The sequence below is a fragment of the Pseudoalteromonas sp. S558 genome, from assembly GCF_005886635.1.
Lineage (GTDB): Bacteria > Pseudomonadota > Gammaproteobacteria > Enterobacterales > Alteromonadaceae > Pseudoalteromonas > Pseudoalteromonas aliena.
In genome coordinates, this window is sequence record NZ_PNDU01000316.1 from 1 (window position 1) to 22,199 (window position 22,199).

Consider the following 22,199-nt stretch of genomic DNA (forward strand, 5'->3'; position numbering starts at 1 on the left):
AAGCCAGTTCGTTTTGAACTGGCTTTTTTTATGCCTAAAACTCACCATTGAAATATTATTTTAAAAATTTTCATTTTTTATGAACTTAATTAAAAATAGGGCGTCTACTATTATGCTTGTTGATTAATTGCAGTTAATACAGGTTTTCATGTTGATTCCCCTATTTAGTTACTAATTTTAGTAATAATTAAGTCAGTTCGTTTTGAACTGGCTTTTTTTATGCCTGTATTTCTTTGCTCCCCTACTTCTATTGATAGTTATTCGTTATGATGGCATGTCACTAAATGTTATAAGTTTATTGTTATGTTTATTCAAATACTCACTAATATTGATTGGTTAAGCGCAGGCGCTGGGGCTGTTCTAGGCGTTGTATTTTACGGTGTTGTATCAGTACAGCTGCGCAAAAAATTACAGCACAAAATAAGCGAGCAACAACAGCAGCTTTCAATTTTACAAAATCAATTTGATAATAAAGTGCTACAACACACCACCTTGTTAGAAGATCATGAGCTGCTTGAGCACACTCACCAAGAGCAGCGCGATGAGGCGCAGCATTTTAAAACCCGGTTTAGCGAACAAGAAAAACAAAGCATTCAATACAACCACTTTTGGCGTAAAGCTGAAGGTGAGTTAACAGCGCTTCGCGAGCAATACAACCAACGCGATGTTGAATATAATAATATGCGCACCACGCTTGAGCAAAAACAGCAAAACTTTACCGAACAGCTAGCGCAAATTGAACAAAGTAAAAATATGCTCAAAAAAGAGTTTGAAAACCTAGCTAACAAAATTTTAGAAGAAAAATCACAAAGCTTTAAAACTCTAAACCAAGAAAGTATTGAGCAACTACTAAAACCTGTACAAGGTGAGTTAAAAGGGTTTAGAGAGAAAATGGAATCAATCCACGTTGAAGATATAAAGCAACGTACCGCACTTAAAACCGAGTTACTGCATTTACAGGCCAAAAGCCAAGCCATTACTGATCAAGCAGATAAGCTCAGTAACGCGTTACAAGGGCAAAAGAAAACCCAAGGTAATTGGGGAGAACTTATGCTTGAAAACGTGTTAGATAGCGCAGGCCTGCGCGCTGGAACTGATTACAAACGCGAGGTGTCGTTTAATACCGAAGATGGCCGATTGCGCCCCGATGTAGTTGTATACTTACCGCAAGGGCGGCACTTAGTTATTGATGCTAAAACATCGCTAAACGCCTATACCCGTTATGTAAATGCCGAAAACGAGCTAGATGCTAATCAAGCAATTAAAGAGCATGTAAACGCCGTTACAGCGCGTATTAATGAACTTGCTAGTAAATCATACGATCGATTACCAGGTATTAACTCGCCAGAAGTTGTGGTGATGTTTGTGCCAATAGAATCAGCCTTTGTTGAAGCACTTAAGTATCAAAGTGATATTTACCAACAAGCAATTGAAAAAAATATATTAGTGGCTACGCCTACTACGCTGCTTACAAGTTTAAATATTGTTAAACAGTTATGGCGTTTTGAAGAGCAAACTAAATATTCAAAAGAGCTGGCAAATAGAGCCGAGCGTTTTTATAACAAGCTCAACGGCTTTTTAACCAGCATGGAAGGTGTAGGTAAACAGCTAGATAAAGCAAAGGAAAGTTACGACAAGGCATTCTCGCAGTTATATCGTGGTAAAGGTAATTTAATTAAGCAAGCTTCTGAATTTAAAGAGCTTGGTGTCTCAGTGCAAAAAGAGTTACCTACTGAGAGTGTTGAACGAGCTCAGCTAGAATTGGATTAATAATGTCAGCTTAAATGAGCCAGCACTACTGAAATCTTATTATAATTTAACTTAATATTTTACACGGCTTATTAAGACGCATACTTATTGTCTATAAGTATGCGTGAAGAAGCTCATTACTATAATTATTGCATATTGCATGCAACTTCGCGTTTAATGTAGCTATGCTTGCGATGAACGTTCTGATATTAAGCGCAAACTTTGCTAAAGTAAGCACTGTTAAACATTCGTTTGTTGAACCCAATAAGCGTGTTGCATAACCCTTAAAATAATAGCAACAAGCACACACCCACTTTAGGATCTCACATGAAATTACTTAAAGCCTCAGGGCTCGTACTGTCCGTAATGGCAGGACTGTCTTTATCAGGTTGCTCTGTAACTAACAATAGCGCATCGGTTGCAGCCTCAACCGAAATTAGCGCCCCACTCTCGCTAGAACAAATTTATAAAGATAAATACTTTAAAGCGCAGCGTAGCACATACTTTAAATGGTTAGACGATGGCACTGGTTACACAGTGCTTGAAGCGCGTGAAAACGAAAAAGATAAAAAAGACGATGCTGATAAAGCTGATGACGAAAAAGAACACGGCGTAAAAGGCAACGACATTGTTTTTTACAACGCCGATGGTACTGGCCGTAAAGTGCTGGTTGAATTTGAAAAATTACTACCAGAAGATGCAGACGAGCCATTTGCAATCGAAAGCTATCAATGGTCAAAAGACGGTAAATGGCTAATGGTATTTACCAATAGCGAGCAAGTTTGGCGCTCTCGTAGTCGTGGTGATTTTTGGCTATTAAATTTAGAAACTAACAAACTACAGCAGCTTGGCGGCGAACAACCTGAACCTAAAAAGCTAATGTTTGCTAAGTTCTCCCCAGACAGCTCAAAAATAGCCTATGTGCACGATAACAATATTTATATGCAACCGGTTGGTAGTAACAAAGTAACTGCACTTACAACAGATGGCAGCGCCACTATTGTAAACGGTAATTTTGACTGGGTTTACGAAGAAGAGTTCACCATTGCTGATGGCTTTCGTTGGAGCCCAGACAACAAATCAATAGCGTATTGGCAGCTTGATACCAGCGACGTTAAATTTTTTACCATGATCAACAACACCGACGAGCTCTACCCTACTCTAAAAGAGTTTCCATACCCTAAAGCTGGCGAAACTAATTCAGCCGTGCGAGTGGGCGTTGTTAGCCTTAGCGATCAACAAACTCGTTGGGCAAAACTCGAAGGCGATAACCGCGACCGTTACATTCCGCGTATTAGCTGGGCGGGCACTGGTAGTGAATTAATGATCCAAGATTTAAACCGCCCACAAAGCCACAATAAAATATGGTTATTTGATTGGCAAAAGCAGCAATTGACTAAAATTTTAGAAGACAAAGACGACGCGTTTATCGAATGGTTTTATAAAGCCAATTGGTCAAAAGACGGCGAGTTTTTTATTTGGCACAGCGAGCGCGATGGCTGGCGTCATCTTTACCGTGTATCGCGCGGTGGCAAAACCATTATTGATCTAACGCCTGGCGATTACGATATTGTTGATATGCTCACTATCAATGAAGAAAAAAACGTCATGTACTTTATTGCCTCGCCAGAGAATCCTGGTCAGCGCTATTTATACAGCACACCCCTTGATGGCAGCAGTAAACCTGTGCGTGTAACCCCTGCAGAGTTTGAAGGCTCAAACAGCTACTACATGTCAAAAGATGCCTCATGGGCGATGCACACGTATTCTAAATTTGGCACACCACCAACTAAAGAAATCATTAAGGTGAGCGATCACAGCAATGTAAAAACCTTAGTTGAAAATAAAGAGCTAAAAGAAAAACTTGCTAAGCAAACCTTACCTACACATGAGTTTTTTAAAGTTAACGCGCAAGATGGCACAGAGCTCGATGGCTATATTATGTTTCCTGCTGGTATGGATGAAAGTAAAAAATATCCGATTGTTTTTTACGTTTATGGCGAACCGTGGGGCTCAACAGTACAAGACCGTTTTGAAGGCGACAGCTACTTATATAAATCGCTACTAACGCAAAAAGGCTTTATTGTCGTATCGGTTGATAATCGGGGTACGCGTGCACCCAAAGGCCGCGATTGGCGCAAATCGATTTATAAAAAAATTGGCTCAATTACTGTGCAAGACCAAGTAGACGCCCTAGATGCTATGGCTAAACGTTGGGATGTAATAGACACCGAGCGCGTTGGCGTATGGGGACACTCAGGGGGCGGTAGTTCAACGCTTAACTTATTGTTCCGTCACGGCGATAAATACAAAGTGGGCATTGCCTCAGCACCGGTGCCAGATATACGTTTATACGACACTATTTACCAAGAGCGTTACGCGGGCAACCCAAATACCGATCCTGAGAGTTACGATAACACCTCACCTATTACCTTTGCTAAAAACCTAACCGGTAAGCTATTGCTTATTCACGGTACAGGCGATGATAACGTGCATTACCAAGGCTCAGAGCGCTTAATTGACGAGCTTGTAAAGCATAACAAACAGTTTGAGTTTTTCTCATACCCTAACCGCTCACATAGCTTACGTGAAGGCAAAGGCACCACTTTGCATTACCATACTATGATGGCTGACTTTTTTGAAAAGCACTTACTAGCTAAATAACCGCTTTAAAAAAGTTAAATACTAAAAGCCGCACACTAATTATTAGTGTGCGGCTTTTTTAATCAAAGTGTAATGGGGGTTTACAACTGGGTTTAAAGATCAAAGGATAACCTTGAGCCAAAGGAAGTCTCATGTCCTTATACTAAACCTAAATAACAAGAACCGGAGTAAAATTTACTGGAAGATGGCTTTGGTCTTTTGCTTTCTCAAGTAGTATTAATTTAGCTATCAGCAGAGCTATTTAATAATTTACTATCCTCACTTATGTTTTCTAAATGTGTGAGCATAATACCTTCCATTAAAGGGGTTATAGCTGCATTAGCGTTTTTGTACCAAGGTTTATCATTTTGAGACATATTTAGATCGAATGTAAAATTAGCCATAAGATAATATTTTTCATTCAATTGCGTTGCAAAAACGTATTTTTTCTTTGTTTCGTTAGAACGAATCTCTGTATATTTTATCCACTCAATATTATTAAATGTACATTCATCAAATTGAGGTATTTCAGGGAAACCTGAATTTAATAAGTTAGACTCTATGTGAGCTTGCTTTTCTTCGTTTGAAAATGGTGTAGCCCGGCGAGCAGAATGAGCTTCTATTTCATTGATGAGCTCAGTATTATGCCCTTTAAAATATTTACCTATTGAAGAGGAATTATAATAGTCGTTATATTCTTTTAGAATGGCATGGCCGAGTTCTTTAGTGCTAGTGACTGGAGATGCGAGCTTTCCAATAGTAACATTGAGCCGCAGGCTTCCCAACTCATCTGACATCGGAGTTCGCATTAGAGGCCAATAAAACCAATAGGACTCATGAATTGGAATATATTTAGAATGTCGAATCTGACTATAGTTAGTTTCAAACCAATTTGCTTCTGTAAAAGGATAGTTTACAATTTTTGTTTTAGGTTGTTTCAACGGATTACAAACTGGAAGAGCAACGGTCAATTTAAGCTCTTCGTCTAGGTAATAATGCTCTTTTTGAATATTGTTAAAATCAGGGCCTCCGCGATAACCGCAGAGTATTTTTTTCATTAGCATTTAAGTATCCTTCTCAATACAACCACTCTAAGTATTTTTTTCTATATAATTTAGTACGTCTTGTGCTCTTCGATGATTACCAGCTAAACGCAATTGAGTATGGTAAGACTCTAGTCCTAAATAAGGTAATGTATGGGGGCTGGTTAATTCTGTTTCTAAAAATGTAAGACCCATAAACTTTAGGCTGCGTATTAAATTACTGGGAGATTGATTATTTTGTCCTTCCATATTAGGTACTACATCAAAGGGGGGTCATTTTTTAATGATTTTATTCTGCATTGACTAAGTACTTCATTAACAGTATTCGCTATTACATTAGTCGGCACCAATTCTTGTTGATTTGAAAGGTTTAGTGCATTTAATGAAAGAGTGAACATCTCATCGTTGCTTGCTGCTGACCAAAAGCCTATTAAGTTATCATGCTCATTAAACGTAGCTTTCCAAATTGATAACTTTGCAGCACGTTGTTCCCAAAGATGGTTTTTAGAATGTAATAAAGTCACCGTATGAAAAAGCTCCTCTTCCCACATTTTTTCATATGTCTTGTGCGAGTCTTCCACAACTTCAACCTTCGACGCTTCTTCAGCTGAGTTTTTAAATAAAATAGAGTCGTGCTCAGGCCTTATAACTCCCAATGTAACAGTTATTATTTTATGTATATCTATAAGCTGAAAGTCATACTTGAGGTCATTATCATACTTTTTCTCACTAACTGTGACTTCTTGGCCCCCTATAGAGGATATTTCGCAAAACATAGTCGACTGGCTACGCCCATTAGCACTCAATGAAATGAGCAATAAAATTAAACAAATAAAACTATATTTTGAAATATTGTGTATCATCAAACTATCCTTTTGAGTACTTAGTACAAAGAGCTAACGTCTATCTTGATTATTACCTAAAACCCACACAGAAAGAACACCGCACTTAATCTATTTTTTGCTTTAATTTTGATAAAAGCTTTCATATTTTCTCTAGATAATATTTTAAATGGATTACAAGGCTCTTTAATAAGGGCGTCATGCGACAACTAACTTGAAAAACTCCGATCCAGAGAGTTAAGATAATAACTCGCCTCGCTAGTGTGTGGCTTTTTTAATCAAATGTAATGGGGGTTACGGTTAAAGTAAAGGTTAAAGGAGAAAGTTTTTGGCTACGGTAGGTTGGCATGAGAATGGCAAATAAAAGAGTAGCGTCCGTGCCATTACAAGTACGATATTAAAAAAGCTAAGAACTTAGTCGCGAAGGCTGATGCTTATTAACGAGAATTTGCTGCAAACTTTTTAGTGCCCGCTTTATAGCTTGTAGCATACTTCTTCCCTTTGTATTTACGTTAATACTGGTAACCCAGGTAAAAGAATATTGATTTTGCATTGTTGCAAAGTGCCGAGGCGATCACTTGAAAGATCATTAATTTGAATTTCGACTTTACGAATATTTAAAGCATGTTTTGCCAATTGGCTTTTTATCAACTTTAAAAGCGACATCTTTTCACTTGCGTTAATTATTTTGTTTTTAACTGTGAGTTTTAGCTTCATGCAATTACACCTTTTAATAGCGCCTGTGTTGCAGGCATGGCTGTAATCTACTAACTTAGTAACAAAGAGAAAAGCTGATTATTTCTGAGTTAAAGACAGGTATTTCCGAATGATTACCAACATAAACTACAATCACTTATATTATTTTTGGCAAGTAAGTAAGCACGGAAGTATTGCTGCGGCGAGTAAAGTACTTAACTTAACGCCGCAAACGGTCAGCTCGCAAATTACTAACCTAGAGCAACGGCTAGAAACCGCTGTTTATTCGCCAAGGCAGAGGCCTACAGTTAACGGAATTTGGCCATGTAACTCAGCAATACACCAATGATATGTTTGCTATTGCTCACGAATGGCTAGAAACCACTCAAGGTGATACCACGCAATACTCACGAACATTAAAGGTCGGTATTTCAGATGTTCTTCCCAAATCACTGGTGTCTAAGTGGCTAGCGCCTCTTATTAATAACGACCGTATTACAAACTTACAATGCATTGACGGCCAACAAGATGAGCTGCTTGCACAAATGGCGATTCATAAGATCGACTTGGTTTTAGCTGACAAACCGCTCGATACCACACTACCATTTAAGGCGTTTTGCCATGAAATAGGCAAAAGTCAAATCGCTCTTTTTGGCAATGAAACATGGTACTCGCAATTGTATAAACAGTTCCCGCAGTCTTTAAATAATAAGCCTTTAGTGCTCCCCGCAAAAGAAAGTCCCGTCGCACGTGCTATGTATTATTGGCTACAAGAGCAAGGGATTGAAATGTCGATAGTAGGCCATGTTGACGACAGCGCATTAATGAAAGCATTGGGTGAACAAGGGTTTGGTATATTCCCTGCGCCTATTTTAGTAAGAGCCGAAGTGGAGCGCCATTATGACGTTAGCTATATTGGAACAATTGATAATGTTTATCAGCATTATTATGCCTTTACGCCCGACAGGCTCATTAAAGACAGTATTTATGATGAATTTATAAAGCATGCCCAAATAACGTGAATTTTAGTTAATCGCCTCAAAATGCTTAACGCTAAAAACGTACTATAAGCTCAAGGAAAAAAGAGGAAAGTAAAAAGCTTAAAAGGGAAGTTTAAGCCGCTGTTCGCGGCTCAAAATTAAATGTAAAAATAGCCTTATCGGGTAAACATATTTATTGCCATTACAATTAGCAATCCAGCAAATATTTTTTTAATGGTTGAGACCGGTAAATAATGGGTAGCTTTAGCACCTAGTGGTGCGGTAAACCATGAGGTGCATACAATACCCAATAAAGCGGGCAAATACACAAAACCTGCAAACCCTTCTTTTAGGCTAAATAAGTGGCTGCCTGAGCTGATATAACCCATTGAACCAAACAGCGCTATCACAATGCCTGAGGCCGAGGCGCAGCCAATGGCTTTTTTCATATCAACAGAAAAAAACGTCAGTAACGGCACTAATACTGCCCCGCCACCAATACCTATCATGGCAGATAACCCACCAGTTATGGTCGTATAAACACTTAGTAACCCTTTGTTTGGTAACGGGCGTGGGGCTGATGAATCACTCTTACCAGAAAAAATCATTTTGAGTGCAATTAGCACCATACTCACAGCAAACACTAAGCGCACTACATGCTCGGGTAACAATGCAGCCATAAAGCCACTAATAAGCGCACCAAAGGCAACGCCTGCCATAACCCAAGGTGCAATGTTCCACGGTACATTACCCTTTTTATGGTGCGCAATAGCCGCCGATGTTGAAGTAAATAAAATAGAGGCCAGTGATGTGGCAATGGCAACCACCACTACTTGCTCAGGTGGCAAGGCATTAAAGTGCAGCAATATCATGCTTAATATAGGCACAATTACCAGCCCTCCTCCTATTCCTAATAGGCCAGCTAAAAAGCCAACACCACTGCCAAGTATGGCGCAGTATATAATCAACACTATTAAATCACTCATTCCATTTGTCTCTTCTTATGTTAGGGATAGTTATGCTCTGCGGCGGTGAGTTACTTTTTAAAGAGCTTAATAAAACACCTAAGCTCACCAATGTTTTTTTGAGTATATCAACAACCGTTTATGCAAATTGCACTTTAAGTGCTTATCAGCATTGAATAATACTCACGTTTTGTATGAATAAATTACAACACCCGTAAAAACATCTAGAAATCTAGACTTCTAAATTTGTTTTTATGACGTGTTTACTGTTAATTAGCCAAAACTATCTATTCAACCGAGTCAGAAAATGAATCTGGCTCATGTTTTACCTGAAATAAAACCGTTTTTCTTCATGCTACATACCACGTATAAATTTATTAACTCTGCACAGCACCATTGCTGCTAACCCGTTAGTTCGGTTTTAACAGCCTGTAATGACTGATTGATAAAAGCAGCACATTCTTAGATTGAAAGGGTATTGCCATGAGCACTGATTTTACATTTACTATTAAGAGCACTAACTTGGATGAAAACTACCATCCATCAACCAATACGCGTATTACCACCAATTTTGCTAATTTAGCCCGTGGTGAAAGCCGCCAACAAAACTTACGTAACACCCTAAAAATGATTAACAATCGTTTTAATGCACTCGCCAATTGGGATAACCCACAAGGGGATCGTTACACGGTTGAACTGAAAATCATCTCGGTTGATTTAGACATTGCAGGCAGTGGCGAAGCCTTTCCATCAATTGAGGTATTAAAAACCAACATTATTGACCGCCAAACTAACGAGCAAATAGAAGGTATGGTGGGCAATAACTTTTCGTCTTATGTGCGCGATTACGACTTTAGCGTATTACTGCCTGAGCATAACAAAAGCAAACCGAAATTTAGTATTCCCGATAACTTTGGCGACTTACACGGCAAGTTGTTTAAACACTTTGTAAGCTCAAACACCTATAAAAAGCACTTTAAAAAGCCACCGGTTATTTGTTTAAGTGTGTCTGATAACAAAACCTATCAGCAAACCGAAAACTTACACCCAATTTTAGGCGTAGAGTATCAGCCTAATGAGTCGTCGTTAACTGAGCAATATTTTAAAAAAATGGGCTTACAAGTGCGTTACTTTATGCCACCAAATAGCGTTGCACCGTTAGCGTTTTACTTTTTTGGTGACTTACTCAACGACTACAGCAACCTTGAACTAATTAGCACTATTAGCACCATGGAAACGTTTCAAAAAATCTATCGTCCAGAAATTTATAACGCCAATGCCGCCGCAGGTAGCCGTTATAAACCGAATTTAAAAAATGACGATCATTCGTTAACGCAAATTGTGTATGACCGCGCAGAGCGAGGTCAATTGGCGATTGAGCAAGGCAAATTTACCGAGCAGCATTTTATTAAGCCTTATCAGTCAGTGCTGCAGCAGTTCTCAGCAAGTATCGCTTAATCACACAACAAAATTAAAGGCAGTATTTATTATGAAAAAACTATTACCTACATCATCAGCAGGCAGCTTGCCAAAACCATCATGGCTTGCCGAACCCGAAACCTTATGGTCACCGTGGAAATTACAAGGCAGTGAGCTGATAGATGGCAAACACGACGCCCTACGAATTGCTCTGCACGAGCAACAAACCGCAGGTGTTGATATAGTGAGCGACGGCGAACAAACCCGCCAGCACTTTGTAACCACCTTTATTGAACATTTAAATGGCGTTGATTTTGAAAACCGTAAAACAGTTAAAATTCGCGATCGTTACGACGCCAGCGTACCCACAGTGGTTGGCCCTGTGTCTCGCACAAAACCGGTATTTGTTGAAGACGCCAAGTTTTTGCGCCAGCAAACCAGCCAACCAATAAAATGGGCATTGCCAGGGCCAATGACCATGATCGACACCCTGTATGACGATCACTATAAAAGCCGTGAAAAACTAGCATGGGAATTTGCTAAAATACTCAACCAAGAAGCCAAAGAGCTAGAGGCCGCTGGGGTTGATATAATTCAATTTGATGAACCCGCTTTTAACGTGTTTTTTGACGACGTAAACGACTGGGGCATAGCCTGCCTAGAGCGAGCTATAGAAGGGTTAAAATGCGAAACCGCCGTGCATATTTGTTACGGTTACGGCATTAAAGCTAACACCGATTGGAAGAAAACCCTCGGAACAGAATGGCGACAATACGAAGCCGTATTCCCTAAACTGCAAAAATCGAATATAGATATTATTTCGCTCGAATGCCAAAACTCACATGTACCCATAGAGCTACTCGAACTCGTACGCGGTAAAAAAATAATGGTAGGCGCAATCGATGTAGCCACCAATACTATAGAAACCCCTGAAGAGGTGGCCAAAACCCTACGCGAAGCACTTAAATATGTAGATGCCGACAAACTCTACCCCTGCACCAACTGCGGCATGGCCCCCCTACCCCGCGACATCGCAAACGGTAAACTCAACGCTCTTAGCAAAGGCGCAGAGCTAGTACGTAACGAACTGTTAGCAGCGAATGTCGCTTAATTTTAGTTATAGCTGCTGTAGAAAAGCCACACCTCAACAAATGTTGAGGTGTGGCTTTTTTAATCAAAATGTAAAGGGGGTTTACAGAACAGAAAAGAAAGGTGTAAGTTAATGGAATATTGGTTGGGTTGAGCGCAATAAACCCAAAAAAAATAATTAAACCTAACCTCTAGGTATTAACGATTGACTGGAGAGTGCCATTTGCAAACGGTCAGTAGTTGTAATGTCTGAAGTCAATATTTGACGCCTTCCTTTTTCGAACCCTTACTTTAGGTATTTTTACTTCAATATCACCCAGGTCTGTTTAAATAGTACGTTCAGGTTGGTGACTATTTTTAACAATCCGCTGAAGCCTTTCGACGATCTCATGCTGGATTGTAAGCAATTGTGCCAGTCCCGCCCTATAGCTTGAGCTGACAGCTGCTGCGACCCTGTTTTCGGTAATCATTCTAACGAATTTACTGGTGTCTCGATGGAGATAACATTATCATTTTCAGTCATTGCGATGTCTCTCTAGTTAATTATTGATCCGCGAAGATCAATTAACAGATTACATCGCAATGACTTTTCCACATACATCAGAAACGACTATTGCTCCAGTACATCTGTGTTATATTTTATAGAACTGGCAGTTTTTAAATTTAATTAACAATCTAAAATTGTTCTCTAAATCTCTCTGCGATCTCGGCTAAATCACACATGAAATTTATATTATTAGCCATCTCATGTGCGTTCAAATTAAGTACGGCAAGAAGCAAATATTTGTTATTGTTACGTAAACCTTTAACATACACTACAGCACTGTTACTGACTTTATAGAAAGATGCTGTTCTTAAATTATTCCATGTAGAGGCCTTAACTTTTTGATCTCTGATGTGAACATGCTGCAATTTAGCGAACTCTGCAGAACTAGGCCGAATGTAAGATGCATCACGACCAAATATACCTTTTGTCTCACCAGTTTCTTTATATTCTCGAAAGTTTTTAACTAAAATTTGTAGCGCATCATCCGCCATAGCTTCTTTTAATTTACTACATGTGTAAATAACTACTCCCATTCTGTAAATACCTCAATGCTGTTACCACGAGGATTAAAAGGTTTTCGCGATTCTATTAACTTTGTTTTTAAAGCGGCTCCAATTATTTGTTCGTTTAATAATTATTTTTCGACAAGTTTATTGTCTAATTTCTTTTTTATGACCCGTGAAAGCTTCATTTATTTTGCTCCTGAAATGTTTTAGTAATTATCATTCCTTGATGTCTTATTTCAGGTCCCATTTCTGTTTCATAGTAATGAGATGTATCCAGAAGTTCTAGCAGCACTCTTAAATCATAGTTAAAAAAGCTAAGCCACTTAAGTAAAGACGACAGCGGGTTCCGTCTATCCTCTGTCTTAAAAAAGTACATATTTGACGACTCTTCAGTTTTATAAATATTAATTACTAAATAAGAGTCATCAGATTCCCCATATATATTCAAATCTACACGGGGCTCTTTTAAGCAAACACCCTCCCCGTTAGCTATGATCAGAATCCAATTAGTCAGGCTAGTAATATCATTTAAGATAAATGTATCAATATCTATTTTTTTTAATGATTTAGACTCTTCCATTCTATCGACAGTTATTTCAGGAAGAGTATCTTCAAGATTATGCTCTATAAATTCGTCAGCGCTCATATAATATTCCGAATAGTTAAATTTCTATTAAAAAAACCGACATAATGATAATTTTTTACCGTAATCCGTACAAGCATTTTGCAGTACCTTTATTAATAGTCATAAAATTTAATTTAACAGTTGTTATCTACCATCTGAAAAATCAAAGGGGTCAAACCCTGACGAATCCCCACAATTTGATACTATAAATCAATAAGGTAGTTTAAAAAACAGTTGAAGTGCACAGCCAATTTTGATCTTATATGTTTTTTCCGACCAAAGAAATTATTCGAAAGGCTTCTAATTTTATTTGCAATAGGCCTTTCAAAGAAAACGTATGATATATACGCAAAAAACACACTCAAGCTCATTGATAACAACAGCTTAAGTTCAGTATTTAAATTAAGCTTATTAACCATTCCGATAATAGGCATATGCAATAAATAGAATGAATAAGACACTTTACCTAAACAATCACCAATCTTATTTGCTAAAAAAATATTATTGTTTGGTACTAAAAAAACAACACAAAAGAATACTGTGCTCATAACAAATAGAACTTCATAACTAAGCCACATCTTTTTTTTATCAGCCTCGTTAATAGGTGAAAACTCAGGATACAACAGAGGTATTAAACACAAAACTAATATAAACCAGTTGCTCTTCATATGACTTGGCACTTTAAGTGATCTGTAATGCAAACCAAATATAACGCCAATAAAAAAGTACGGAAACGTTCTTAAAGTACTAAAAAAGTTGTAAGGGATACTTTCAATTTCACCAAATAATCGAGGGAAATCAGCCAAATACCAAGACACCAAAGAGGCCACGATTAGTAAATATATATACCCTTTCCTATCGTCTACTAAAAACCAGAAAGCTACAAATATGATATAAAATTGTATTTCTGGTGGAATAGACCAAAGCACGCTTTCGCCGTGTGTAAACAAAAGGTGGCCTATTAACGAATTAAGGTCAGTTATGTTGTATAAAATGTCATAATTATTTTGAGTTAATAAATAAGAGCTAAAAACAATTACAAGGTATAAAGGTAAAACTCGTCCGGCTCTAGCTAATAGGTATTGTCCAATGTTTGCTCTGCTAAACTTGGTTCCTAAATGGTTCCTAAATGGGTACGTAGGGGGCAAATCTTGACTTCAGACATCTTCAGACATCAAATTTATTGACTGACCCGTTATCCTTATTTCGCCTATTAGTTAAAGCCTAAATCAATAAGATAAGCCAGTAACCCCCACTTTTAGCTATTACTTAGTTAAATTTCTAAATTGCACTTATAAACTCAACAGCCCTTCGACCCTTCCTAAAGCAACGCGAATGTTTTGAGGTTTTAAAAGCGCTGCTGATTTATTATTTGATCAAACCCCACCTTACATGCGGTATTTTTAACCAAACCGTAACGGGGGTTTACAATAACTGCTTAAAACGCGGGTGCTATTACTGTACTTTATTAACTGATAAGGCGATTAAGCGAAGCAATAAAATTGCGTTTTAGTAACGATTTAAACAGGAGTCATTAATGGCAACCACACTGGCGTTTGATGTATACGGTACGCTTATAAACACTCATGGCGTTGTGTTGTTACTTAAAAATATGATTGGTGACAACGCGCACGCATTTTCAACTACTTGGCGTGAAAAACAGCTTGAATACTCGTTTAGACGCGGCAAAATCATCAAACGTCGATATTGTTGTGGGGGCTTTCTCAGGCTACACAATAAAGATACAGAGTAGATAGTCATACCCTGTACCTTTGAGTGTTTATTCCCATCTTTTTAAGTAGTACTCACCCGCATCGTTCTCGTCTGCATATAAATTTTCTTCATATTCAAAGGTTAACGGATCGGCATCGACTACCTTATACACTTCCCAATAAACATGCTTTGCATCTTTTGAGAAACGATCGGCTATTACTGTGAAAGTGTTTGGATCTGCACCCTCAACTACAGCATTATAATAAAAAATTTGAGATCCTATACGGACAAACGTTTTTCCATCATCAAGAATAACCACATCTTCAGGTTTAACACCGAGCAGTTTATTATTTCTGCTATACACTTCGTTATTGTAAACATAAAAATTATTTGTAATGTCTTTAATATCATCAGTAGGAACCAGAATCACACGCGTTGGGCTTAAGTGAAGAGAATTCCATTTCCACATCTTCTCAAGCTCGCTGGCATCAGACCGACTCACTTCTGCCACAGTTCTATTGTCGACAATATAACCGTTGTAGTAAACGTGCTTATCATCTTTGGCAACAGAATCATTTAATACTTTAAATGTAGATGGATCACTTTCAGGTATGGGTGTATTAAAGTAGTACGCTTGGTTTTTATCTTTTCTGTAATAAGGCGTAATCACCGTAAAGCCATCGGGTACCATGCCTTCAACAATCTCACCATGTGAATAAACATGCTGTCCGTCTACGGCATACTCATCATTTATAATTTTAAAACGACTGGCTTCGTTACTAATTATTTTTCCCTGGTAAATTACCTGCTCACCATGACGAAGATAACGCTCGTTCGCATTTTTAATCGCTTCTGGCATTGTTTTACGTGGAAATTTAACATCGATGTAATAATATAAATATTCTTTATCCATGGCGTATGAGCCCAGCAAATAAGAGAACGAAGCGGCGTCTGCATCTTCCATCACTTGCCCATAACAAAAAACTTTGCCGCCACTAATAAGATAGCCAGATTCATATTTACTCGCATTAATACCCGATGTTACCAACTGAATTGAGCTAGGATCTGCACCCTCAACTTGTCTTCCGTCGTAATAAACACTATTACTACCTTTAGCGTAAGACTGACTAATCACACTGAACGTATCAGGGTCAGCTCCTTCTATTGGGGAGCCTCCAATTTGGAAAAAATTGCCATCTAAAACATAAACAACTTTACCGTCTCGTAGGTAATATTGATTGCTAATTTTACTATCAAAAGCAGTCGCGTTATGCGTGCTTGGATTATTTACATATAAGCCAATAATAAGAGCAATTAAGACACCAACAAGGGGGATGACTAAAAATATAATTCCAATCCATATGAGTATTTTCATTTATCTTTCCATAGCTATTAAATATATCAGCGGATAAAGTAACATATTTATAGCGCCATGTTTAACGGACTGCTAATGATTAACATTTAGTGAACAACGCAGTGACCTATTTTTAATTTGTGACCATGTTCACATTCTTTGCACTTACAGCGACTGCAACAGGTTTTAATATTCATCAAGAATATAACTCCATTTCCATCAAGTGCTTGCCGTATTGTTGCATTGTCAAAACGAGCTTACCCAAAAAATAATAATCCCGTTCGATATCTTGCATTGCTCTATTAAGTTGCTCTTCATTTAACTGCTTTTCATACCTAAAGCTCCAATATTTTTTAAGCTCTTGCAAATCAAAGGGTTCTTTATCTATCTCAGCCGATTCTTTGATAGCGGCATCTAGCATTCTTTTATTTTCTTTCTGATTCTTTTCCCTAATTTCCAACCATATTTTGTCTTGCGCCATACTAGATGCCCTATTAACTATATTTTTGAATTTTCACATTATAATGGACATCACTAATCTTCAATAATGTCCATTATTTTATCGTAATCTACACTGACAGGTTCAGGGTCTACTTGCTTAAAACTTAAATTACTCAGTAGAAAAGTTGAAACTGTATCATGCAGTTATTTTTATGCGTGTAATTCAGGTTTAAGAGTGATAATTGCTTATTTACTGGATGAAATAAAAGTAACGTAGTCGTAAAACATTAATTATTAACCTAAAAAGTAAATCTAATAATACAGCTTTGCTTGTTGAATTAGAGTTGGTGTCTGGTTTGGTTCTTATTTAAATAATTGACAACAAAGCTGTACCAAAAGTTTGATTTTAATTATCTTAGCAAGTATTATTTTAGATACAGGCACCCCACAACAAGGATAGAGTTGATAAAATCACCTTATGTAACTGAACAATACAAATCAGATCCGATTGGTTTTTTAATTAATATTTTAGACGCTAAAAAAATTGAAAAAGAGATTAGAAATGAAGATGGTATATTGCCCATATTAACCGGTCTAGTTGCCTATAGACGGTTAAGTCGTTATAAACAAACACAGTTAAATGCAGCAGTTTTAGCAATAGAAAGTGGGCCTGTTGTAGACTACCTATATGGACTTATTGCACAGCTAGCATTTAATCCAAAGTGGTTTAGCTGGAGTTTGAGTGATAATGAACTAAGAACCTTTTTTGAAACTAATAAAAATTTGGCTAAAGCAACTGCTGTATTGGGGGTGGCATCTATAGGAAAAAGTGTCCCTGAAGTTTTAGAATCGCTTTTAAATATAAAAAAGGTTGGAGTTAAAGCCACTGCTAAAGATGTAATAGTGAAAGCCTCTAAAAGTGAAGTCGGTAAAGCCGCTGCAGCACAGTTTACTAAAAACTCAAAAACCCTTACAGGAAGTAGCTATGCCGCAGCATACGTGACAGTTCTCTCAACCTTTTTGTATTATTGTTCAAGCACTAATGAAGCGGCTGCAAAAAAGGAGTTAATTTTAAGAGGTTTAATTAAACTGGAAGATATTTAAATGATATTAAAAGGCTGTGTAGTAATTTTTTGCTTAGTATTTATCAATCTTTTTGCTCGACGTAAAATAACTGAAAATAAAGCTAATAGTTATTCTAGTAAAGATTTGTCAAAAATATCATTTGTTTTTTCAAGTCTGCTAACGATACTAACATTAGCTATGATAGCCATTGGTGCTGAGTTTGCTGGCTTAATTCAATCAGTCGGCTTGTTTGTCATATATTGGAGCAATATATATGGTTTGCTTAAAATGTGGAAAAATACAAAGTGCGATTAATTAAACCTTTTTGTTTACTGGGTATTATACTTTTTAGTCAGTTTGCATTAGGGAAAAATTTATATTTTAATGTGGGCAAAGCGATTCCTTACCTTAGTGTTTGCTCACTTAAAAATGATTTATCTGGGAGTAACACCATTGTTGATTTTACCAAGGGTTTACTAAGTAAAATCTACCACACATCTGGAAAGTCAGAGAAGGAAGTAATTGCTTTAGGTCTTAATGAATACTTTGATCAGTTGAGTTATCAATCTGCGCTAGGTGTTACTGAAGAATATGAGCTGTATACTTTGCCAAGGTGTGAGCGTTTTGCAGCTAACCTTTTAAAGAAGCTGTGCCCAAGTGAAGTGAGTAAATTATCAACCTCAATGCCTGAATCTACATGTGAAAAAGCAAAGCAGTATTTTTAAATAAAATAAGAAACAAAACACCCACCTTAATATTTTCACCTCTATTTTGAATCTGGGCTTTTTAAACTACACTATTTCAACCTCATTAAAGTATAACCCTTTAATATTATTTTCTTTTACTAATGTATATAAACTATTTTTCGCATCTGTTGTAAAATATTGAAGGCCGACTTCTCTTATTCTAAATAGCTCAGGATTATCAATAGCATTTTTTGTGAGCACCATTTTCTTAAATTTTCTTATCCTACTTGGTTTACCATTTCTTATATTGCGGATGGTGTGGTCTTCATTGAGCGCTTTGTCAAAACCTACTACATTAAATGCAAACCACTGCCCACCATTAAAATTACATTCAAGTAGCTCAATATTCTTACCAAAACCACTTAAAAATAAATGTGAAAATTTAGGTGATACAACAAAAGTTGATGCACCTAACCCAGCTATATCTGGTTTAGCTAAGTTTTGATGTGCAACACTTGGTTCAATTAACCAATCAACGCCTAAAATTCTCCAATTATCTCTCATGCTGCTACCGTCAAATAGTAGAAGCTGACCTTGCGTTAATTGAATTGTTTGCTCGAAGCCTGTTTCATTGAGAAGTAAAAGTTCATCAGGATCAACGCTTACACTAAATACTTTGTTAAATTTATCTGACATCACACATTAGCCTGAGTTAAAGATTTAGTAATAGGGAATGTGCCGTTAGCAAGCTCCTCACCTATCTCTTGTAATGTTTCAATTATACCTTGCCGACCTAAGGCCTCGACATTGTCTCATTAAGTAAAAATCCAAAAATCGCCAGGGTCAAACTTTCGACTTCATACACTATAATTAATAACCGTTTTCGCTTATATCGGATGATTCAAAGTCTATCCCAAAAAGTTAAGCTAAAAAATAAAACTGACACTCACTTTAATTAATCTTTGAATGCCGTGCCTAGATTCTAATTGAAAGTGCACCTCCTAATTCATTATAGACTTCATTTGGTGTTTTAAATCCTAAACATTTTCTAGGGCGATTATTTAGTTGTTCCCCTACTTTTTTTAATTGCTGATGGCTTACTTTGCTAAAGTTTCTTTTCTTCGGGTAATACCTTCTAATTAACCCATTTATTTGTTCTACAGCACCTTTCCCCAGCTGTGATAAGGCTCACAAAAATAAGATTTATTTTTCAAAATGGCTTCTACTTTTTTAAACTTTGTATTTTCAGAGCCATTGTCATAAGTTATCGATAAACAAGAACTCGGTGGGTAAATAGATAGTTTCTTACATATTGCATTCGATGTCGCTAGAGCTTTTTTAGATGGTAATTTGGTGATATGACACACTCTAGAAACTCGTTCAAGTAACACATTCAGCGCACATTTTCTGTCGCTAGATTCAACAGAGTCACTTTCCCAATGCCCAAAGTTTTTTCTGAGATTAATGTCATCTGGTCTGTCTAAAATACTATATCTTTCGCCCCAAACTGTTTTCGTTTACGGGTTGGATATTTTTTCTTACGTTTTTATGTTGCCTAGCTAAATATACAATAAGTGATGGTTCATTCTTGTATATATATTGATAAATGGCCTCGTAAGATACGCTGGGTAAGGTTTTATCAAATTTTATTCGCCCAGCTATGATCTCAGGACTCCACCCAAGCTTGAGCTTATCAGTCACATATCGTTGAGCTTCAACAGACTTAAGTTTAACTCGCTTAGCTCTCTCCCTTACCCTTACTTCGTAATACATTTGAGCTGGATGAGGGTAATAAGTTGGTACGTAATAATCATATTTATTACGCTTTAACTCTCGGCTAATAGTACTATGTGAACGATTTAGTAATCGGCCCACCTCACGTATTGATTTTTTTTGGTAATGATACCACTCAAATAAACGGCAACGTTCAAAGTTAGATAAATGTGAATATTGGGTACTCATGGCATACCTCCTGAACTTATAGTTTAGTAGAGGTGGTGCACTTTGACCTTGAATCTGGCCCACGTCATACGGATCCTTAATATAGGCGTATAAATTATGCTATACCAGCGCTGGCTCACAGTTTAAAACGATTGCACCGATTTATAATTTTGATGGGTATTAGAGCTCAACTATTTAATCTTTTTAAATAGTGGTGATCGAATCGAAATATTTTGCCGTAATGGTATGTGAAGGGTTTGAAAGTGGCTTTAGTTTACTCAAGCGCACATTGGAACACCCCCCTTCACCATGAAATTGTAGTTATGATAAAGGTGTATTACATAAGCCCAATACACCTTTACTTTCTACTTTTATTTAGTTTTTAACTAATTGAATTAAATTAAGTTATAGTTCAGTTAGGTGTAGTTAGTATGTAATTTATTCTCCTGTAATTCCCTACAACTTTTTGTTGTTTAAGCAGTTTTGGCCGGTTCTCCTTGAACTGGCTTTTTTTTGCAAAATTTTTGGCTTGACTAGCTTTGTGCCTTTTAGCTGTGCGTGTTAAAGTTACACTCGCAATTAATTTAACTAGGCGTACCAATGCGTTATTACATATCATTACTATTTGTTTGCTTTACACTTTTGTCGGCCACGGTGAACGCAGCAGAACAAAAAGCTAATGTGCTCACAGCACAAGAACAACAACAAGAATTAAATCGATTAAAAGAGCCAATGTATAAACCGCTTTTGGAGCGCTACGTTTTAGATGAATTAAAAGCCGTACGTCAAGATCAACAAAAACTACGTGAAGATGTCACCAAACAAGTAACTCATGCACAACTAGATACCGCCGATCGTGCAATAACTTACACCACCGATACGATTAATAATGTATTTTTTATTATTACCGCAACAGCATCAATTTTAGTATTGGTTGGCTGGAATTCGCTACGCGATGTTAAAAACAAAGTAGAAGATATTGTAAATACACGCGTAAGTGTTATTACCGATGAATACGAAGAGCGATTAAAAATTCTAGAAGAAAAATTACGTGTGCGCTCAGAAGAAATACTAAGTAACCAAGAACGCATATCGGTCACCAATGAGGTTCATTCTCTGTGGATGCGCGCAAATTTAGAAAGTGATTTTGCCAATAAAATTGAAATATTTGACGAAATTTTAAAACGTAAACCCGAAGATGTAGAAGCAATTGCTTATAAAGCCGATGCATTATTAGAGATTAACGAAACTGCACAAGCAATTGAGCTATGCAATCAAGCCATTGATATTGATAGCGATTATGGCTACGCTTACTGGCAACGCGCCTGTGCTTATGCGCTTACACATAAACACGCAGATGCCTTGGCTGATATAAAAATGGCATTAGATTATTCACCTAATTTACGAAACGAGTTATTACATGAAAGCGCATTTGCAAGCCTGCATGATAACGAAAGCTTTAATACCATTGTGGCCGGTGAGCCAGTTTAATTAAGCTGATAAAAAAGGGCGTATGCCCTTTTTGTGTAGCATTTAATAATTAGAAGCTCCCGCTTCTCGCGTGAGCAAGCTCTACGCCTACATGAAATGTATTCCATTATTTGCTCTGACTTGTAGACGCACAGCTTGCTGGCGTGTAAAACGCAGTTTTTAAATAGGTAAATAATTAGAAGCTGCGCTTCTCGCGTGAGCAAGCTCTACGCCTACATGAAATACGTTCCATTATTTGCTATTACTTGTAGACGTGCAGCTTGCTGGCGTATAAAAACACCGTTTTTAAATGATTAAGTAATTAGAAGCTACGCTTCTCGCGTGAGCAAGCTCTACGCCTACTAGAAAATGTTTAAACCCGTCTCATTGTCTGCTATTACTTGTAGACGCGCAGCTTGCTGGCG

The 22,199-nt window shown here is 37.3% G+C and carries 21 protein-coding genes and 2 pseudogenes; 10 read left to right on the top strand and 13 right to left on the bottom strand.

The window, feature by feature from the left end; genetic code table 11:
• Positions 1–303 precede the first annotated feature (303 nt).
• Together CWB66_RS18175 and CWB66_RS18180 are read left to right on the top strand one after the other, a co-directional pair.
• Positions 304–1,770, top strand: a complete 1,467-nt coding sequence (locus CWB66_RS18175; RefSeq protein ID WP_138586472.1) for a DNA recombination protein RmuC — start codon at positions 304–306, stop codon at positions 1,768–1,770.
• A 306-nt stretch (positions 1,771–2,076) separates the two neighbouring features.
• Positions 2,077–4,413: a S9 family peptidase gene (locus CWB66_RS18180; RefSeq protein ID WP_138586473.1), complete on the top strand. Its 2,337-nt coding sequence runs from the start codon at positions 2,077–2,079 to the stop codon at positions 4,411–4,413.
• Between the two features lie 221 nt (positions 4,414–4,634).
• Here CWB66_RS18180 and CWB66_RS18185 read toward each other — a convergent pair whose 3' ends face one another.
• From CWB66_RS18185 to CWB66_RS18195, 4 genes are all read right to left on the bottom strand, one after another.
• Complete coding sequence (locus CWB66_RS18185; RefSeq protein ID WP_138586474.1) at positions 4,635–5,456, bottom strand: hypothetical protein; 822 nt, start codon at positions 5,454–5,456, stop codon at positions 4,635–4,637.
• Between the two features lie 27 nt (positions 5,457–5,483).
• Positions 5,484–5,684 carry a hypothetical protein gene (locus CWB66_RS18190; RefSeq protein WP_252371794.1) on the bottom strand — a complete coding sequence of 67 codons (201 nt, stop codon included), beginning with the start codon at positions 5,682–5,684 and terminating at the stop codon, positions 5,484–5,486.
• An 8-nt stretch (positions 5,685–5,692) separates the two neighbouring features.
• Positions 5,693–6,298 carry a hypothetical protein gene (locus CWB66_RS22335; RefSeq protein WP_171037533.1) on the bottom strand — a complete coding sequence of 202 codons (606 nt, stop codon included), beginning with the start codon at positions 6,296–6,298 and terminating at the stop codon, positions 5,693–5,695.
• A 486-nt stretch (positions 6,299–6,784) separates the two neighbouring features.
• Positions 6,785–6,994 (bottom strand): hypothetical protein, encoded by a 210-nt coding sequence (locus tag CWB66_RS18195; protein ID WP_252371795.1) that lies wholly within the window; start codon positions 6,992–6,994, stop codon positions 6,785–6,787.
• 109 nt (positions 6,995–7,103) lie between these two features.
• On the opposite strand from CWB66_RS18195, the pseudogene nhaR reads away from it, so the two are divergent.
• Positions 7,104–7,995 (top strand): annotated as a pseudogene (nhaR, locus tag CWB66_RS18200) (transcriptional activator NhaR).
• A 134-nt stretch (positions 7,996–8,129) separates the two neighbouring features.
• Here nhaR and CWB66_RS18205 read toward each other — a convergent pair.
• Entirely contained in the window at positions 8,130–8,939 is an 810-nt protein-coding gene (locus CWB66_RS18205; protein ID WP_138586475.1) for a sulfite exporter TauE/SafE family protein, read from the bottom strand.
• Between the two features lie 462 nt (positions 8,940–9,401).
• On the opposite strand from CWB66_RS18205, the gene CWB66_RS18210 reads away from it, so the two are divergent.
• Complete coding sequence (locus CWB66_RS18210; RefSeq protein ID WP_138586476.1) at positions 9,402–10,376, top strand: DUF1852 domain-containing protein; 975 nt, start codon at positions 9,402–9,404, stop codon at positions 10,374–10,376.
• A 31-nt stretch (positions 10,377–10,407) separates the two neighbouring features.
• A complete protein-coding gene (locus tag CWB66_RS18215; protein WP_138586477.1) occupies positions 10,408–11,448 on the top strand; it encodes a methionine synthase in 1,041 nt (346 codons plus the stop codon).
• 653 nt (positions 11,449–12,101) lie between these two features.
• Here the strand turns inward: CWB66_RS18215 and CWB66_RS18220 are convergent.
• From CWB66_RS18220 to CWB66_RS18230, 3 genes are all read right to left on the bottom strand, one after another.
• Positions 12,102–12,506 carry a type II toxin-antitoxin system YafO family toxin gene (locus CWB66_RS18220; RefSeq protein ID WP_138586478.1) on the bottom strand — a complete coding sequence of 135 codons (405 nt, stop codon included), beginning with the start codon at positions 12,504–12,506 and terminating at the stop codon, positions 12,102–12,104.
• Positions 12,507–12,660: 154 nt separating this feature from the next.
• Positions 12,661–13,125, bottom strand: coding sequence for a hypothetical protein (locus tag CWB66_RS18225; RefSeq protein WP_138586479.1), 465 nt, complete (start codon positions 13,123–13,125; stop codon positions 12,661–12,663).
• 182 nt (positions 13,126–13,307) lie between these two features.
• On the bottom strand, positions 13,308–14,252 hold the full coding sequence (locus CWB66_RS18230) for an acyltransferase family protein (RefSeq protein ID WP_252371796.1): 945 nt from the start codon (positions 14,250–14,252) through the stop codon (positions 13,308–13,310).
• Between the two features lie 389 nt (positions 14,253–14,641).
• Between CWB66_RS18230 and CWB66_RS18235 the strand changes: the two are divergent.
• Positions 14,642–14,791: pseudogene (locus CWB66_RS18235) on the top strand (haloacid dehalogenase type II); the annotation flags it as partial.
• Positions 14,792–14,884: 93 nt separating this feature from the next.
• Here the strand turns inward: CWB66_RS18235 and CWB66_RS18240 are convergent.
• Both CWB66_RS18240 and CWB66_RS18245 read right to left on the bottom strand, forming a co-directional pair.
• Positions 14,885–16,192 (bottom strand): DKNYY domain-containing protein, encoded by a 1,308-nt coding sequence (locus CWB66_RS18240; RefSeq protein WP_138586480.1) that lies wholly within the window; start codon positions 16,190–16,192, stop codon positions 14,885–14,887.
• 175 nt (positions 16,193–16,367) lie between these two features.
• On the bottom strand, positions 16,368–16,652 hold the full coding sequence (locus CWB66_RS18245; RefSeq protein ID WP_138586481.1) for a hypothetical protein: 285 nt from the start codon (positions 16,650–16,652) through the stop codon (positions 16,368–16,370).
• A 422-nt stretch (positions 16,653–17,074) separates the two neighbouring features.
• Here CWB66_RS18245 and CWB66_RS18250 point away from each other — a divergent pair, with 422 nt between their 5' ends.
• The 3 genes from CWB66_RS18250 to CWB66_RS18260 are packed head-to-tail and all read left to right on the top strand — an operon-like array spanning position 17,075 to position 18,402.
• Positions 17,075–17,716, top strand: coding sequence for a hypothetical protein (locus CWB66_RS18250; protein ID WP_138586482.1), 642 nt, complete (start codon positions 17,075–17,077; stop codon positions 17,714–17,716).
• Positions 17,717–17,992 carry a hypothetical protein gene (locus tag CWB66_RS18255; RefSeq protein WP_138586483.1) on the top strand — a complete coding sequence of 92 codons (276 nt, stop codon included), beginning with the start codon at positions 17,717–17,719 and terminating at the stop codon, positions 17,990–17,992.
• Positions 17,983–18,402, top strand: a complete 420-nt coding sequence (locus tag CWB66_RS18260; protein ID WP_138586484.1) for a hypothetical protein — start codon at positions 17,983–17,985, stop codon at positions 18,400–18,402. The genes CWB66_RS18255 and CWB66_RS18260 overlap by 10 nt, the downstream gene beginning before the upstream one ends.
• A 66-nt stretch (positions 18,403–18,468) precedes the next feature.
• Here the strand turns inward: CWB66_RS18260 and CWB66_RS18265 are convergent, their stop codons facing one another.
• The 3 genes from CWB66_RS18265 to CWB66_RS18275 all read right to left on the bottom strand — a co-directional run bounded on the left by CWB66_RS18265 (position 18,469) and on the right by CWB66_RS18275 (position 20,325).
• Positions 18,469–19,059 (bottom strand): hypothetical protein, encoded by a 591-nt coding sequence (locus CWB66_RS18265; protein ID WP_138586485.1) that lies wholly within the window; start codon positions 19,057–19,059, stop codon positions 18,469–18,471.
• Between the two features lie 461 nt (positions 19,060–19,520).
• On the bottom strand, positions 19,521–19,850 hold the full coding sequence (locus CWB66_RS23105) for an IS30 family transposase (RefSeq protein ID WP_138586488.1): 330 nt from the start codon (positions 19,848–19,850) through the stop codon (positions 19,521–19,523).
• A 1-nt stretch (position 19,851) separates the two neighbouring features.
• Positions 19,852–20,325: a helix-turn-helix domain-containing protein gene (locus CWB66_RS18275; protein ID WP_138586486.1), complete on the bottom strand. Its 474-nt coding sequence runs from the start codon at positions 20,323–20,325 to the stop codon at positions 19,852–19,854.
• 579 nt (positions 20,326–20,904) lie between these two features.
• Between CWB66_RS18275 and CWB66_RS18280 the strand changes: the two genes are divergently transcribed.
• A complete protein-coding gene (locus tag CWB66_RS18280) occupies positions 20,905–21,795 on the top strand; it encodes a tetratricopeptide repeat protein (protein ID WP_138586487.1) in 891 nt (296 codons plus the stop codon).
• The last annotated feature ends 404 nt before the right edge of the window (positions 21,796–22,199 follow it).